We start from the raw sequence: 13,112 nt of genomic DNA, 5'->3' as shown, positions 1-13,112 counted from the left end.
GCGACCGCGCGCCCCCGGCGGGGGTCGCGTCAGCGCAGGTCGGCGGGATCGACGGCGTACGCCACCGCGCGATACCCGGCGTCGTTGAGGTGCAGATGGTCACCGGAGTCGTAGGCGGGGTCGAGCTGGTCCCCGTCGGAGGACGAGGCGAGGACCCGGTCGAGGTCGACCACCGCGTCGTACTCACCCGACGTGCGGATCCAGGCGTTGACCTCGTCCCGCTTGGCCTCGCTGACCGCGTCGTAGTACTGCGAACCCTTCATCGGCGGCAGCGTCGCGCCGATGACCCGCACACCCCCGGCCCGCGCCTGCCGGATCAGCTCACGGTGCCCGGCGATGACCTGCCGCGCGGAGACGTCGGTGGACGTCCGGCTCATCCCGATGTCGTTGATGCCCTCAAGGACGATGACCGTGCCCACGCCGGGCTGGCCCAGGGCATCGCGCCGGAACCGGGACGTGCCCTTGTCACCGAGCTGCGCCGAGTCGACCGTCACCCGGTTCCCGCCGATCCCCTGGTTCAGTACGGCACGCGGCCGGCCCACGGCGGCCAGTCGCTCGGCCAGCTCGTCGGGATAGCGGTTGTCGGCGCCCGGCGTGGACCCGTAGCCGTCGGTCAGCGAGTCTCCGAAGGCGACCACGCCACGGCGATGCGTACCGCCGATGACGTCAACGCCGCTCAGGTAGTACCAGGACACGGTCGTCTCGGTGAACGCCGCGCCGCCCACGTCGGCCCGGTGGTCGCCGCTCGCGCGGTAGCTGGGCGCGATGGCCTGGGCGTGGTAGGTCGCCGGACCGGTCGGCTCCGCGAGATAGAGCGTGACCGTCAGCGAACCCAAGGCCTCCACGGGCAGCGGCACCAGATCACTCGCGATCTCGGCCCCGGCCGGGACCGTGAAGGCCCTCGCCCCGTTCACGGTGAGATGCCGGAGCGACCCACGCCGGACGGCGGCGCCGTCCGCGGTACGCGCGACCGTGGCCCCCGCGACCTTCAGCGGCGTGGTCCCGTAGACGTTGGACAGCCGCACCCGCGCCGCCACCCCGCCCACGCTGACCCGGACCACCTGGCGGACCGTCTGCTGGGAGAAGCCCTCCCGCGACCAGTTCGGCGTGTAGTTCACGCCCGGCCGCTGCGGCGAGGCGGCCCAGGTGGCGGCCCAGCCGCGAGGGCCGCCCGCCGCGGACTCGGCCAGCGCCGCTCCGGAACCGGCTGTCACCGCGGCGAGCACGAGGGCCAGCGTGGATGCGATTCTTCGGGACAGGACACGCAATGGATGTCTCCTCACGAAAGTCGTACATGTGGGGAAATCATCGCCGCGGCGCCGCCCGCGATCATCGCCCTGCGGGCGCTCGTCCGGCTACCACGTTCAACGCAGATTCCCGCCAGGCACTACGACGTAGGGAGCAGCCCACGGTTGGTGTCAGGCGTCGTCGCCGCAACTGGGCGAACGCACGAACGTGGTCGTGGCGGCGGCGGAGGCGTTGCCGGAGCTGTCCACGGCCCGGACCGCGATCGTGTTGTCCCCCACGGGCACGATGCCGATGGTGTACGCGCCTGCACCGCGCACCCAGCCGTCGTGCGTGCCGTTGACCAGGACCTCGTAGTCGATCGCCGGCTGCGGATCGGCGTTGTCGCTCGACTGGTTCCAGGTCAGATCGACGGTGAAGCAGGCGTACCTGGCCGTCTTCGCCACCAGCCCGGTGGGAGCCGACGGCGCGGCCAGGTCCGTACGCGGAAGCGTGTCGAGCGTCAGGGTGTTCGACGAGGGCGACACGCCTATGGCCCCGCGAACCGCCCGCGCCACGTACGCGTGCGACGACTGCGCGGTGAGCCCCCGCACCGCCAGGCCGATCGTCTCGATCCCGTCGAAGGGCCCGGCGGGGATGGTGGCGACGACCGCGCCCCCGTCGAGAACCTCGTAATAGCTGATGTCCCAGCTGTCGTCGGGCTGTTCGAAGGCGAGCCCGACCCGCGCGGAGGCCACCTCGGTGGCCCGCAGGTTCGCCGGTCCTGGCGGAACCACACCCGGTCCGCGCGTGGTGATCGTGAGGGTACGGCTCGGCGGCGAGGTGTTCCCGGCGTCATCGGCGGCGATCACCTGGAAGGAGTACGTGGCGCCCGGAACCAGCCCGGAAGCGGTGTAGCGCTGCAGCCGCGTGGTCGCGACCAGGGCCCCGTTCTGATAGACCCGGCCGCGAAGGATGCCCACGCTCCCCGACGTGTTCTGCGACCAGTGGAAGGAGATCTGCGTCGCGGAGACGGTGTCGACCCGCAGCGGCTCCGGCGCGGACAGGGCGACGGCCGCCGTGCTCGGAGGGGACGACATCACCGCGGCCACCGCCACGGCGGCGAGGATGGCGGCGAACCTGGACAGGCGCTTGATCATCTCTGGTTTCCCTTCGTGGGCGGCACCTGCCCGTAATACGTCCGCACACCACACGTTGGATTCGCCCCCGCCTGACCCGCGTTGGCGAAGGAGCCTGAACGCACCCGTCCGGGATTTGTGCGTCTGTGCCTCAGCCCTTGGGGTCGGCCAGCGTGACCATCGTGTCGAGCAGCGTCGTGTACACGGGGCTGGGTTCAGCGGATTCCTCCCAGTCCGGCTCTTCCCCGGCCGCCGGGAAGAACAGCCACCACAGGTTGCGCCACGGGTCGAGGAACCGGGCGATGCCGTACCCGCCGTAGAAGGGAGACACCGGGGTGACGACGGTCGCACCGCGTTCGACGGCCCTGCGCATCGTCTCCTCGGGGTCGGCGACGTACACCTGGGTCAGGGCCGGAGTGAACGGCCAGCCGGCCTTACGGTCAGCGACCATGAGCAACGAGTTGCCGATTTTGACTTCGGCGTGGATCAGCGTTCCGTCTCCGGCGTAGAAGTCGGGGGTGCGGGCTTCGGTCCGCTCGGTCGCATCGAAGACGGCGACGAGGAAGTCGATGAACGGCGCGGCTCCGTCAACGACGACGAACCCGTTGACGGTGTTCTCGCCCTGGGGTTCGGGATCTTGCTTGGTCATCTCCATGCGGCGAGGCTAGAGACGATCGCGGCCAGTTTCCTGCCGCAATAGGGCCCAGTGGACACCCTCGCGCGCGGCAGGCTGGCGAAGGCTTGAATAATCGACTATCGTCGATTAACGATGAATGAGAAGCCCTTGGGCCGGGCCGAGGCCGAGGAGTACGCGAGCTGGTTCAAGGCGCTCGCCGACGCCACCCGGATCCAGCTCGTGTCGTTGCTGGCCCGGCGGCGGGAGCCGATGACGGTCGGCGAGATCGTCGAGGCGTCCGGGGTGGGCCAGTCGACGGTCTCCCACCACCTGAAGATCCTGGCCGAGGTGCGCTTCGTGCTGGTGGAGCGTCGGGGCACCGCCGGCCTGTACCGGATCAACGAGAACTGCGTGAGCTGTTTCCCGACCGCGGCCGACGTGGTCATGGGCAAGCCCGTCCCCGAACCACCCATGTGCGAGTGAAGGAGCTGATGATGGCCGACGAGGAGATCGTTCAGCGCTACTCCGGCCTGGCCCGCCAGGCCATGAACGGTGAGCCCGCCCTCGACTGCGGCCCGCGGGCCTTCGCCGACGGCGGCTTCGGCACCGCCGGCTACGACGACCTGGCCGGCCTGCCGGACGGCGCGCTGCTGGCGAGCCTGGGCTGCGGCAACCCGGTCGCGGTCGCCGAGCTGCGCGCCGGGCAGACGGTGCTGGACCTGGGCTCTGGTGGCGGCATCGACGTACTGCTGTCGGCCCGCCGCGTCGGCCCGTACGGCAAGGCGTACGGGCTGGATGCCAGCGCGGACATGGTCGAGCTGTCGCGCGGCAACGCCGAGCAGGCCGGAATGGAGAACGTGGAGTTCCTGCACGGCGGCATCGAGCGGATCCCGTTGCCCGGCCACAGCGTGGACGTGGTCATCTCCAACTGCGTGATCAACCTGTCCGACGACAAGGCCGCGGTGCTGGCCGAGGCCTTCCGGGTGCTGCGCCCCGGCGGCCTGTTCGGGGTGAGCGACGTGGTCGTCGACAACACCGCCGATCCGGTACGGCAGGCGGCGGCCGAGCAGCGGATCGGCTGCGCCGCCGGAGCGCTCGGCATCGGCACCTACCGCGCCCTGCTCGCGGCGGCCGGGTTCGTGCGGGTGGCCATCACGCTCACGGCCGGCCACGGCGACGGCGTGCACTCGGCGATCGTCCAGGCGGTCAAGCCGGCCGTCGGGCCCGGCCTGGAGATCCGGCCGATGCGCGCCGGCGACGCGGCCCAGGTGCTGGCCATCTACCAGGCCGGGCTCGACACCGGCCAGGCGAGCTTCGAGACGGTGGCGCCCTCGTGGGAGGGGTTCGAGGCGGGCAAGCTGCCGCACCCGCGCTTCGTCGCCGTCGACACCGAGACCGGCGAGGTCGTCGGCTGGGTCGCGGCTTCCGCGGTGTCGAGCAGGCCGGTGTACGCCGGCGTGGTCGAGCACAGCGTGTACGTGCACCCGGGCTGCCAGGCCCACGGCATCGGCCGGGCCCTGCTGACCGCGTTCATCGCCGCGGCCGAGGACGCGGGCGTGTGGACGATCCAGTCGGGCGTCTTCCCGGACAACGCCGCCAGCCTGTCGCTGCACCAGGCGCTCGGCTTCCGCGTCGTGGGCACCCGCGAACGCGTCGGCCGCCACCACGGCCTGTGGCGGGACGTGCTGCTGATCGAACGCCGCAGCACCGTGACCGGAACCTGAATCCCGGGTCAGGGAACATCGGCAGGCGCCAGGTGGTTACATCTCTCGTGGCCGGTGTGCCCAGTGTCCCCGGGCCTCACCTTTCGCCTTCGCGGACTACCGTTCGGCTGGAGCCGCGTTGAGCCTTTCGCCGAGAGGCGACACGCACACCGGTACGCACACGTGGAAGGCCCCGGCCGTCGCAGGACGCCGGGGCCTTCGCCATCCCCGCCTCGAACGTCAGCCGATCGAGCCGGCCTCGATCACGGCCAGGTCGCGCACCGCGTAACGGTGATGCTCGGCCTCCTCCTTCAGCACCACCTTGAGACAGCGGCGCACGACGTACTCCTGGTCGGGATACGGGTCCGCCGGTTTGCGACCGCATACCCGGTCGAGTTCGGCCTCGGTGAGCCCGTCGACGACCCGCCGCATCGTGGCCATGCGGGCCAGCCGCGGCGCGAGCACCTCGTCGAGCGTCGGGGTGGCTTCGAGAGTGAGACCGAGCTGCGCCGTCGCGTCGGCCGGCATCCCGCTGTAGGGGAAGCCCAGCGGGTGGTACGGCGCCTCCTCCTCCAGAACGGCATTGCCGAGCCAGGCATCGGCGGCGAACAGCAGGTGCCGCTGGGTCTCGACCAGCGACCACTCGCCGTCGACCCGCTCGTGCAGCTTTGCCTCGGGCAACAGCCTGGCGCGGTCGAGCGTCGCCGTCCACAGCGCCTCGATGGCGTCCCACGCGGCCCGGTAGTCGCCGGGGGACGCGGCGTCACGCGCCAGCACCCGCGCGGGGTTCCGCCGGTCGAGCTCGGCCTCGACGTAGGCGGTCACGTCGACGTCGTTGACGACGAGACGCTCGAAGGCGCCACCGAGGTAGACGTCGCTCCCATAACAGTCGACGATCTTCAGGCCGGTGACCTCGCAGTCGCGGATCTCGAGACCGGCAAGGTCGCACAGGTGGATGCGGGCACCACGGAACTGATCGCTCTGGGTGTACTCAGCGGCCATCGACGCAGTCTTCCGCACCGCGTCCCGCCCGCGCCACTCTTGCCCCCGAGCAGGAGAGGGCTGTTCACCCGCCCGTGCATAAATGTGACAGCGGGCGTCCCGAAATGCCGGCCGGGTGCGCGCCCTGCTGGCCGACCTGTAGCATAGACATTGATCAATATCGATGGTCATCTATAAGGAAGAGCGCATGGAGCTGCTGCAGATCTTGGAGTGCAGCCCGCCGCTGGCGCGCGAGCCGCTGGACGCCGAGCAGGCCGCGGGTGTCGCGCGGGTGTTCAAGGCGCTGGGTGATCCGGTACGGCTACGCATCCTGTCGATCGTGGCCAGCCGCGAGGGCGGCGAGGTGTGCGTGTGCGACATCACCGGCGCCTTCGAGCTGTCCCAGCCGACCATCAGCCACCACCTCAAGGTCCTCAAGGACGTCGGCCTGCTCACCTCCGAGCGGCGCGCCTCCTGGGTCTACTATCGCCTCGTCCCCGAGACGCTGGGCGAGCTGTCGGCGATCCTCGGCGCCCCGGCTGCGGCGTAGCACCATGACGCCTGGACCGAGCCCGGGTGTGATCGCCGGCCTGTCCACGCTGGACCGATTCCTGCCGGTGTGGATCGGCGCCGCGATGGCCGCCGGACTGCTGCTCGGCCGCCTGCTCCCTGGCCTGGACGGCGCCCTGGAAGCAGTGAAGATCGGCGAGATCTCGCTGCCGATCGCGCTGGGTCTGCTGCTGATGATGTACCCGGTGCTGGCCAAGGTCCGCTACGACCGCCTCGGCACCGTCACCGGCGACCGCCGCCTGCTGCTGTCCTCGCTGGTGCTCAACTGGGTACTCGGGCCCGCGCTGATGTTCGCGCTGGCCTGGGCGCTGCTGCCGGACCTGCCCGAATACCGCACCGGCCTGATCATCGTCGGCCTGGCCCGCTGCATCGCCATGGTCCTCATCTGGAACGACCTGGCCTGCGGCGACCGCGAAGCCGCCGCCGTCCTGGTCGCCCTGAACTCGGTCTTCCAGGTGATCGCCTTCGGCGCCCTGGGCTGGTTCTACCTGGAACTGCTGCCCGGCTGGCTCGGCCTGGCGGGCAGCACCCTGGACGTCTCCGCCTGGGACATCGCGCAGTACGTCCTCATCTTCCTCGGCATTCCGCTGGCCGCCGGGTACGCCTCCCGCAAGCTCGGCGAGCGCACCCGAGGCCGCGACTGGTACGAGCGGCGGTTCCTGCCAAAGATCGGCCCCATCGCGCTGTACGGCCTGCTGTTCACCATCGTCATCCTGTTCGCCCTCCAAGGCCACACGATCAGCGAGCGCCCGTGGGACGTGGCCCGGATCGCGCTGCCGCTGCTGGCCTACTTCGCGCTGATGTGGGGCGGCTCGTTCCTGGCCGGCCGGGCGATCGGCCTGCCGTACGAGCGCACCACGACACTCGCCTTCACCGCGGCGGGCAACAACTTCGAGCTGGCCATCGCGGTCGCGGTAGGCGTGTTCGGCGTCACCTCCGGCCAGGCCCTCGCGGGGGTGGTGGGACCGCTCATCGAGGTGCCCGTCCTGGTCGCCCTGGTCTACGTCAGCCTGTGGGGCCGGCGCCTGTTCAGCGAGGAGCTCAACCGTGCCTAGCGTGCTGTTCGTCTGTGTGCACAACGCCGGACGTTCCCAGATGGCCGCCGGATGGCTCCGCGAACTGGCCGGAGACCAGATCGAGGTCCGCTCGGCCGGATCCGCGCCCGCCGACCAGATCAACCCGGTCGCCGTCGAGGCCATGCGCGAGGCCGGCATCGAAATCACCGGCGTCCAGCCCAAAGTCCTCACCACGGACGTGGTCGCGGCGTCCGACGTCGTGATCACCATGGGCTGCGGCGACGCCTGCCCCATCTTCCCCGGCAAACGCTACGAGGACTGGAAACTCTCCGACCCCGCCGGCCAGGGTATCGATGCCGTGCGGGCGATCCGCGACGAGATCAAGAACCGCGTCGAGAAACTCCTGGCCGACCTGCTGCCGGCCTGACGACCACCTCCTCGACCCGCTCCAGGAGCGCGCCGGAGATCCGCCCCCGCCTGATCAGAGCGAGACGAACTCCATGTCGACGGCGCCGCTGGAAGCGGGCGCGACCTCGCCCAGGGGCGCGAACAGGGCGCCGAGTTTGTTCACGGTCTCGGGGATGATGCGGTAGTAGACCCAGGTGCCGCGGCGTTCGCCGTCGATGAGTCCGGCGGTGCGCAGGATCTTCAGGTGGTGGGAGATCGTGGGGGCGGTCAGGTCGAAGACGGGTGTCAGGTCGCATACGCACGCTTCGCCGCCCGCGTGGGAGCCGATCATCGACAGCAGGCGCAGCCGTACCGGATCGGCGACCGCTTTGAGCAGCACTGCCGCCTCGGCCGCGTCGCTCTCGGAGATCGGCTCGCGGGCGATCGGCGCGCAGCAGGCGACGCTTGCGGGGGCGGCCATGGCACGACTCCTTGGTTCGACGTCAATCTAACTATAGGCGGTGGTCAGCCGCAGCAGTTCCCGCCGCTCTCGGCCGAAACAGCGAGGGGGAGCGGAGTGCTGAGCAGGCCGCCGCTGATGCCGGTGGCCAGGCCCACCCGCTGTTCCTGGGCTTCGGCCAGGTTGGAGGAGCACACGCCGGTCTCGGGCAGGTCGAGCTGAACGTCCCGGGCGGCCGCCCAGTCGCCTGCCAGGGCGGCGATGACGGAGCGGACCTGCTCGTAGCCGGTGGCCATGAGGAAGGTCGGGGCGCGGCCGTAGGACTTGACGCCGACGGCGTAGTAGCCGGGTTCGGGGTGGGCGAGTTCGTCGACGCCGTGCGCGGGGACGGTGCCGCAGGAGTGCTGGTTGGGGTCGATCAGCGGGGCGAGCCGCCGGGTGGAGCCCAGGATCGGGTCCAGGTCGAGGCGGAGTTCGCTGGCGATGGTGTGGTCGGGGCGGTAGCCGGTCGCCGCGACGACCCGGTCGGCGACCAGGTTCCGCTCGTGGCCCGACGCGTCACGGCTGATCACCGTGATCTCGTCGCCGTCGCGCTCGACGCGGTGGGTGAAGAAGCCGGTGACGAGCTGGATACGGCCGGAGTCGACGTGGGAGCGCAGGCGGGTGCCGAGTGCGCCGCGGGCCGGGAGGGCGTCGGCGTCGCCGCCACCGTAGGTACGGCTCGCGCCGCCTGCGCGGATGGCCCAGGTGATGCGGGTGCCGGCCGAGAGCTGGGCGAGGGCGAGCAGGGTGGTGGCGGCCGAGTGGCCGGCACCGACGACCAGGATGTGCTTGCCCTCGTAGCGCTCGCGGTCCGCGCCGAGCACGTCGGGCAGGGCGTGGTCGATCCGTTGATCAGTGACGGCCTGCTGCTCGCCGTGGGCGGGCAGGCCGCTGGCGCCCAGGACGTTCGGGGTCTCGTAGGTGCCGGAGGCGTCGATGATCGCGCGGGCCTGGAGCTCTTCGCCGCTTTCCAGGCGGATGAGGAACGGCACGCCGTCGCGGCCGTTGGTGCGGACCCGGTCGTAGCCTTCACGGCTGATCGCCTCGACCTTGGCGCCGAGCCGTACGCGCTCGCCGAAGAGCTTGGCCAGCGGGGCGAGGTAGTCGTCGATGAGTTCGGCGCCGGTGGGCAGCCATTCGTCGTCCGGGGCGCTCCAGCCGTCGGCGCGAAGGAGGCGGCGGGCGGCGGCGTCGATGTTGTACTTCCACGGGCTGAACACCCGCACGTGTCCCCACCGGGCGACGGAGGCGGCGATCCGCTCACCTGCCTCCAGCACCAGGAACGGCTGGCCGCGTTCGGCCAGGTGGGCGGCGGCTGCCAGGCCGACCGGGCCGGCGCCGATGACCACGACCGGCAGACCTGCCGGGTCGGGGCTGTGCACGATCTGCTCGAGTTCGAGCGCGGTGGTGGTGCCGCAGCAGCTGTTGCTCATGGCAGGACTCTCCTCAGGGTGCGAAGGGGGGTTGTTTAGATGATTGTCGAAGCAGTGCCCATAGTGCGCCTCTAATTAGAGGAATGTCAAATTAGCTGGCCGTCGAATCAGCGACGGTGCCGAGGGCCGCGCTCAGAGGCCGATCTGGGCCGGGGCGTGGCGGGCGTGCGCGGCCAGCGGGCCCATGATGTGCGCGGCGTCGGCCGCAACCCCGCGCAGGGTGTTGGAGGCGAACGAACGCTGAAACTCCAGCCCCAGATAGGCCAGGCCCGGCCGGATGAGGGACAGCCCGCCCTGATGCACGGGCAGGCCGTGTTCGTCCAGCGCGCCGAGCGGGGCCAGGTAGTCCAGGTCGGGCAGGTAGCCGGTGGCCAGCAGCAGCACGTCCGCCCGCTCCCGCTGCCCGTCGGCCCACACCACGTGCTCGCCGTCCAGCGCGGTGAACATCGGCCGGCGCACCAGACGGCCGTCCCGTACGGCACTGGCATAGTCGCCGACGTCCATCACCAGCCGCGACCGCACATGGTGGATCAGCCAGGCGGGCGGCAGGTCGTCGAAGCCGCTGGAGACCAGCCGGTGATGCACATCCCGGCCGTCCCGCCGCTGTGGCAGGAAGGTCAGCGGGGCCCGCGAGGCGAGGCTCACCCGCTCCACCGTCCCGGTGAGCTCGTACGCGATCTGCACGGCGGAGTTGCCGCCACCGACCACCACCACCCGCTGCCCGGCCAGATCGTTCGCGTCGCGGTAGTCGGCCGCGTGCAGCACCCGGCCGGCGAAGGTGCCGGCGCCGGGCAGGTCGGGGCGGACCGGACGGGCGAAGGAGCCGGACGCCGCCACCACTGCCGCGGCCTCGATCTCCTCTCCGTTCTCGGTACGCACCACGAATGCACCCGGGCGCCGGTCGCCGGCGTTCTCAACGGCCCGCACCCGGGTGCCGGTACGGATCTCGGCGTCCAGCAGGGCGGCGTAGTGGCGCAGGTAGCCGGCGACCTCGTCGCGATGCGGGTAGCGGTCGGGGTCGCCGTCGAAGTCCAGGCCCGGCATCGCGCTGAAGCGGGCCGGTGAGAACGCGGTGAGGCTGTCGTAATAGCGCGGCCAGGAGCCTTCCGCCGCGTCGGAGGCTTCCAGGATCAACGGGCGCAACCCGGTCTGAAGGGCGGCACGGGCGGCGGCCAGGCCGGACTGACCGCCGCCGACGATCACGACGGGTTCAGGGGTTTGAGTCATGACACCGGAACATATATCGCTAATTTCAGATATGTCAAAGCAGCGATATGATGGTGGGATCTGATCGGACGAGGAGGAGCATGACGCAGCAGAACGCCACACAGGACACCGTGCCGGACACCCCCGGCCCGGAGACGAGCGGCGCGTCCTGCTGCCCGGCCCCCGCTGACGGCGCCGCGCTCGGGCAGGAGGTGGCCGAGCTCAGCCCGGCCGTGCACGCCTTCCTCAAAGCCCTGGCCAGCCCCGTCCGCCAGCGTGTCATGCTGCTGTTCGCCCACGGCGCCGAACTCACCGTCGGCCAGGTCGCCGAGACCACCGGCCTGGCCCAGCCCCGCGCCAGCGAACAACTCGCCGAACTCCGCCGCGGAGGCATCCTCACCTCGCGCAAAGACGGCAAGACCGTGCTCTACCGGGCCGACAAACAGACCAGCACCGCCGCCCTGGCCGAACTCCAGGCCTACCTGCAGCACTGCTGCTGAACAGCCGCTGCAGGTTCTCCCTCATGGCGTTCGGGCGGGCTGCTCGCCCCTCGTGGAAGACGCGCAGGGTGGCGGTGATCTCAGCGCGAGTTAAGGCGCGGCGAAGTGGTACCAAGCGATCGGCGACAACCTGGCGCACGTCTGTTCGGTTACCGGGAAGCCCTGCTCACGCAGCTGGACGGCGCGTCGATGTCGCCAAATGACCGCGTTGAGCGCCGGCCCGAGCGCGCCGAGCTGGTCCTTTGTGCCCTCGCGGTAGCGCTGGCGCAGTTGCCGAAAGCGATCTTGCGGGCTGGCCGGTGCCAGGCCTCCTGCATGTTCAGCTGGACGCCGACCATGCGGCGGCAGCCGCCGTCGTGCAGGACCTGCACGCCAAGCGATCCTGAGGCGGTCTCTGTCCTCAGGTTGGCTTGATCGATAAGGTGTTCGACCATGGGCGTCTTGGTTGACTACTTCACGGCGGACTCCGATGAGTCGGCCGAGCGGGCTCTGTCCAGCGGGCCGGGGTATGTGAAGCTGCCGTATGTCGACTGCAAGGGCTGGATCGACGAACTTGGCGACCTGGTGGCCGAGCTCAGCGGGCGCGACGTCAGCGAGTTCGGCGACAGCGAGGTCGTCGTGGACGACGGTGAGGAATCGGGCGTGGACCGGGTGATGCCGGAGACGGCCGCCGCGCTCGCCGCCATAGAAGATGCTCGGCTGCGTGAGTATGCCGAGGACGAACTGCTCAACGAGTACGAGATCGAACGCATCACCGCCTTGCGGGACCTGGCCCGCGAGGCGGTGCGGCTCAGCCACGGGATGTATCGCTGGATGTGCGTCTGAACGCGGCGAACAGCTCTTCGCGGAGGGCGGGCGGGAGCTTGCGGCCCAGACTCGCCGGGCTTACCAGAGCCTGATCGTCGGTCCATGCGCGCGCCGTGTCGGCGAGGAACTCCAGTGCGGAACGGGCCTCCTGGCGGTGCTTCTCGTCCGGCCAGCTGTCGACCAGCGGCAGCACCGAACTCGCCCGCTCGGCGATCCGGTCGAGGAGCGCGTAGCTGGGCAGACCGGGGAAGCGCTGGGCCCGCAGGTCGATGTGGCGGAAGGAAACGTTGTCGAGCTCGGCGCCGGTGAAGTCGTTGCCGGTGAAGTCATTGTGGCCCCTGCCGAGTACGGCCTGGTCGCGATCGGCCGGGCGGCCCCAGAAGTTCATGTTTCGCACGCGGCCGAGAAAGACGCAATCGACGAACTCGGCCTCGAAAGTGGCCGTATGATCTCGCAGCCGAGATCGGTCGAACACGCACCGCTCAAACCGCACGTTGCCGAAGAAGGTTCGCTCCGCGAGGCGGGTGCGACGGAAGGTGCAGTTGCGGAAGGTGGTCTGCGGCCACATGGCGCCGTCCCACTCTTGTCCGCCGATGCCCGTGCTGGTGCTGCCCATCAACAGCTGTTCGAAGGCGGCACCGGAGAAGTCGCATCCGTCGAACGCGCTGCCATTGGCGATGAAGCAGGGGAACCGCGTCTCGGTGAAGTCCACGTTCACCAGCCGTGCGCGGTCGAAGATCACATCGGTCACACCGGCCGGCAGCTGGAACCGCTGGTCACTGAGCTCTCCGCGAGCGATCCGCGCGCTTCGCCACCCTTCATTGGTCGGCTGGAGGGTGAACCGCTCAGACGTATTCACGTTGGCCGCCTGATAGCAGGAGATTCATGCGCGGAGTCTCGCATTCGACCCCGACAAACCCCCTTCTCGATCACCGTTTACGGCAGGCGGCGAAGGTATCGTCAGGATGAGGGCCTTGTACGAGGCCAGCAAGGAGCGCTTCGAGCCGCCGAACCACGGCCTGATGCCA

General features: G+C 70.2%; 15 protein-coding genes. 7 read left to right on the top strand and 8 right to left on the bottom strand.

All coding sequences use genetic code 11. From position 1 onward, the window contains the following. Positions 1-29 precede the first annotated feature (29 nt). From ACFWY5_RS04865 to ACFWY5_RS04855, 3 genes are all read right to left on the bottom strand, one after another. Positions 30-1,268 carry an SGNH/GDSL hydrolase family protein gene (locus ACFWY5_RS04865; RefSeq protein ID WP_379630550.1) on the bottom strand — a complete coding sequence of 413 codons (1,239 nt, stop codon included), beginning with the start codon at positions 1,266-1,268 and terminating at the stop codon, positions 30-32. Between the two features lie 150 nt (positions 1,269-1,418). Continuing rightward, positions 1,419-2,384 (bottom strand): fibronectin type III domain-containing protein, encoded by a 966-nt coding sequence (locus tag ACFWY5_RS04860; RefSeq protein ID WP_379630549.1) that lies wholly within the window; start codon positions 2,382-2,384, stop codon positions 1,419-1,421. A gap of 130 nt (positions 2,385-2,514) precedes the next feature. Then, complete coding sequence (locus ACFWY5_RS04855) at positions 2,515-3,018, bottom strand: VOC family protein (protein WP_379630548.1); 504 nt, start codon at positions 3,016-3,018, stop codon at positions 2,515-2,517. A gap of 114 nt (positions 3,019-3,132) precedes the next feature. On the opposite strand from ACFWY5_RS04855, the gene ACFWY5_RS04850 reads away from it, so the two are divergent. Both ACFWY5_RS04850 and ACFWY5_RS04845 read left to right on the top strand, forming a co-directional pair. Next, positions 3,133-3,462 (top strand): ArsR/SmtB family transcription factor, encoded by a 330-nt coding sequence (locus tag ACFWY5_RS04850; RefSeq protein ID WP_379614353.1) that lies wholly within the window; start codon positions 3,133-3,135, stop codon positions 3,460-3,462. Next, the gene (locus tag ACFWY5_RS04845) at positions 3,459-4,703 is read left to right on the top strand and encodes a GNAT family N-acetyltransferase (protein WP_379630547.1); all 1,245 of its coding nucleotides are present in this window, start codon (positions 3,459-3,461) and stop codon (positions 4,701-4,703) included. The genes ACFWY5_RS04850 and ACFWY5_RS04845 overlap by 4 nt, the downstream gene beginning before the upstream one ends. A 219-nt stretch (positions 4,704-4,922) precedes the next feature. Here ACFWY5_RS04845 and ACFWY5_RS04840 read toward each other — a convergent pair whose 3' ends face one another. Next, a complete protein-coding gene (locus ACFWY5_RS04840; protein ID WP_379630546.1) occupies positions 4,923-5,684 on the bottom strand; it encodes a DinB family protein in 762 nt (253 codons plus the stop codon). Between the two features lie 187 nt (positions 5,685-5,871). On the opposite strand from ACFWY5_RS04840, the gene ACFWY5_RS04835 reads away from it, so the two are divergent. From ACFWY5_RS04835 to ACFWY5_RS04825, 3 genes are read left to right on the top strand one after another with little or no spacing between them, the layout of a single operon-like run. Next, positions 5,872-6,213 (top strand): ArsR/SmtB family transcription factor, encoded by a 342-nt coding sequence (locus tag ACFWY5_RS04835; RefSeq protein ID WP_379614357.1) that lies wholly within the window; start codon positions 5,872-5,874, stop codon positions 6,211-6,213. A 4-nt stretch (positions 6,214-6,217) separates the two neighbouring features. Further along, on the top strand, positions 6,218-7,288 hold the full coding sequence (arsB, locus tag ACFWY5_RS04830; RefSeq protein ID WP_379630545.1) for an ACR3 family arsenite efflux transporter: 1,071 nt from the start codon (positions 6,218-6,220) through the stop codon (positions 7,286-7,288). Beyond that, complete coding sequence (locus ACFWY5_RS04825) at positions 7,281-7,676, top strand: arsenate reductase ArsC (RefSeq protein WP_379630544.1); 396 nt, start codon at positions 7,281-7,283, stop codon at positions 7,674-7,676. Before arsB ends, ACFWY5_RS04825 begins: the two co-directional genes overlap by 8 nt. Before the next feature lie 54 nt (positions 7,677-7,730). On the opposite strand, the gene ACFWY5_RS04820 is transcribed toward ACFWY5_RS04825, so the two are convergent. From ACFWY5_RS04820 to ACFWY5_RS04810, 3 genes are all read right to left on the bottom strand, one after another. Continuing rightward, positions 7,731-8,117, bottom strand: coding sequence for a metalloregulator ArsR/SmtB family transcription factor (locus tag ACFWY5_RS04820; RefSeq protein ID WP_379630543.1), 387 nt, complete (start codon positions 8,115-8,117; stop codon positions 7,731-7,733). 44 nt (positions 8,118-8,161) lie between these two features. After that, positions 8,162-9,571: an FAD-dependent oxidoreductase gene (locus ACFWY5_RS04815; RefSeq protein ID WP_379630542.1), complete on the bottom strand. Its 1,410-nt coding sequence runs from the start codon at positions 9,569-9,571 to the stop codon at positions 8,162-8,164. 132 nt (positions 9,572-9,703) lie between these two features. Continuing rightward, a complete protein-coding gene (locus ACFWY5_RS04810; protein WP_379630541.1) occupies positions 9,704-10,798 on the bottom strand; it encodes a flavin-containing monooxygenase in 1,095 nt (364 codons plus the stop codon). 80 nt (positions 10,799-10,878) lie between these two features. Here ACFWY5_RS04810 and ACFWY5_RS04805 point away from each other — a divergent pair, with 80 nt between their 5' ends. Continuing rightward, complete coding sequence (locus ACFWY5_RS04805; protein ID WP_379630540.1) at positions 10,879-11,277, top strand: metalloregulator ArsR/SmtB family transcription factor; 399 nt, start codon at positions 10,879-10,881, stop codon at positions 11,275-11,277. Positions 11,278-11,709: 432 nt separating this feature from the next. Continuing rightward, entirely contained in the window at positions 11,710-12,102 is a 393-nt protein-coding gene (locus tag ACFWY5_RS04800) for a hypothetical protein (RefSeq protein WP_379630539.1), read from the top strand. Here ACFWY5_RS04800 and ACFWY5_RS04795 read toward each other — a convergent pair. Further along, complete coding sequence (locus ACFWY5_RS04795; RefSeq protein WP_379630538.1) at positions 12,068-12,943, bottom strand: pentapeptide repeat-containing protein; 876 nt, start codon at positions 12,941-12,943, stop codon at positions 12,068-12,070. The genes ACFWY5_RS04800 and ACFWY5_RS04795 overlap by 35 nt on opposite strands. Positions 12,944-13,112 lie beyond the last annotated feature (169 nt).

Source organism: Nonomuraea sp. NPDC059007 (assembly GCF_042740555.1).
Lineage (GTDB): Bacteria > Actinomycetota > Actinomycetes > Streptosporangiales > Streptosporangiaceae > Nonomuraea.
Note: the sequence above shows the minus strand (reverse complement) of the source record. Positions and strands in the feature narration are given on the sequence as shown.

Coding starts and splice junctions, on each gene's coding strand:
- ACFWY5_RS04835 (WP_379614357.1), top strand. CDS start 5,872: ATGGAGCTGCTGCAGATCTTGGAGTGCAGCCCGCCGCTGGCGCGCGAG.
- ACFWY5_RS04850 (WP_379614353.1), top strand. CDS start 3,133: ATGAATGAGAAGCCCTTGGGCCGGGCCGAGGCCGAGGAGTACGCGAGC.
- ACFWY5_RS04855 (WP_379630548.1), bottom strand. CDS start 3,018: ATGGAGATGACCAAGCAAGATCCCGAACCCCAGGGCGAGAACACCGTC.
- ACFWY5_RS04820 (WP_379630543.1), bottom strand. CDS start 8,117: ATGGCCGCCCCCGCAAGCGTCGCCTGCTGCGCGCCGATCGCCCGCGAG.
- ACFWY5_RS04805 (WP_379630540.1), top strand. CDS start 10,879: ATGACGCAGCAGAACGCCACACAGGACACCGTGCCGGACACCCCCGGC.
- arsB (WP_379630545.1), top strand. CDS start 6,218: ATGACGCCTGGACCGAGCCCGGGTGTGATCGCCGGCCTGTCCACGCTG.
- ACFWY5_RS04860 (WP_379630549.1), bottom strand. CDS start 2,384: ATGATCAAGCGCCTGTCCAGGTTCGCCGCCATCCTCGCCGCCGTGGCG.
- ACFWY5_RS04815 (WP_379630542.1), bottom strand. CDS start 9,571: ATGAGCAACAGCTGCTGCGGCACCACCACCGCGCTCGAACTCGAGCAG.
- ACFWY5_RS04840 (WP_379630546.1), bottom strand. CDS start 5,684: ATGGCCGCTGAGTACACCCAGAGCGATCAGTTCCGTGGTGCCCGCATC.
- ACFWY5_RS04810 (WP_379630541.1), bottom strand. CDS start 10,798: ATGACTCAAACCCCTGAACCCGTCGTGATCGTCGGCGGCGGTCAGTCC.
- ACFWY5_RS04800 (WP_379630539.1), top strand. CDS start 11,710: ATGGGCGTCTTGGTTGACTACTTCACGGCGGACTCCGATGAGTCGGCC.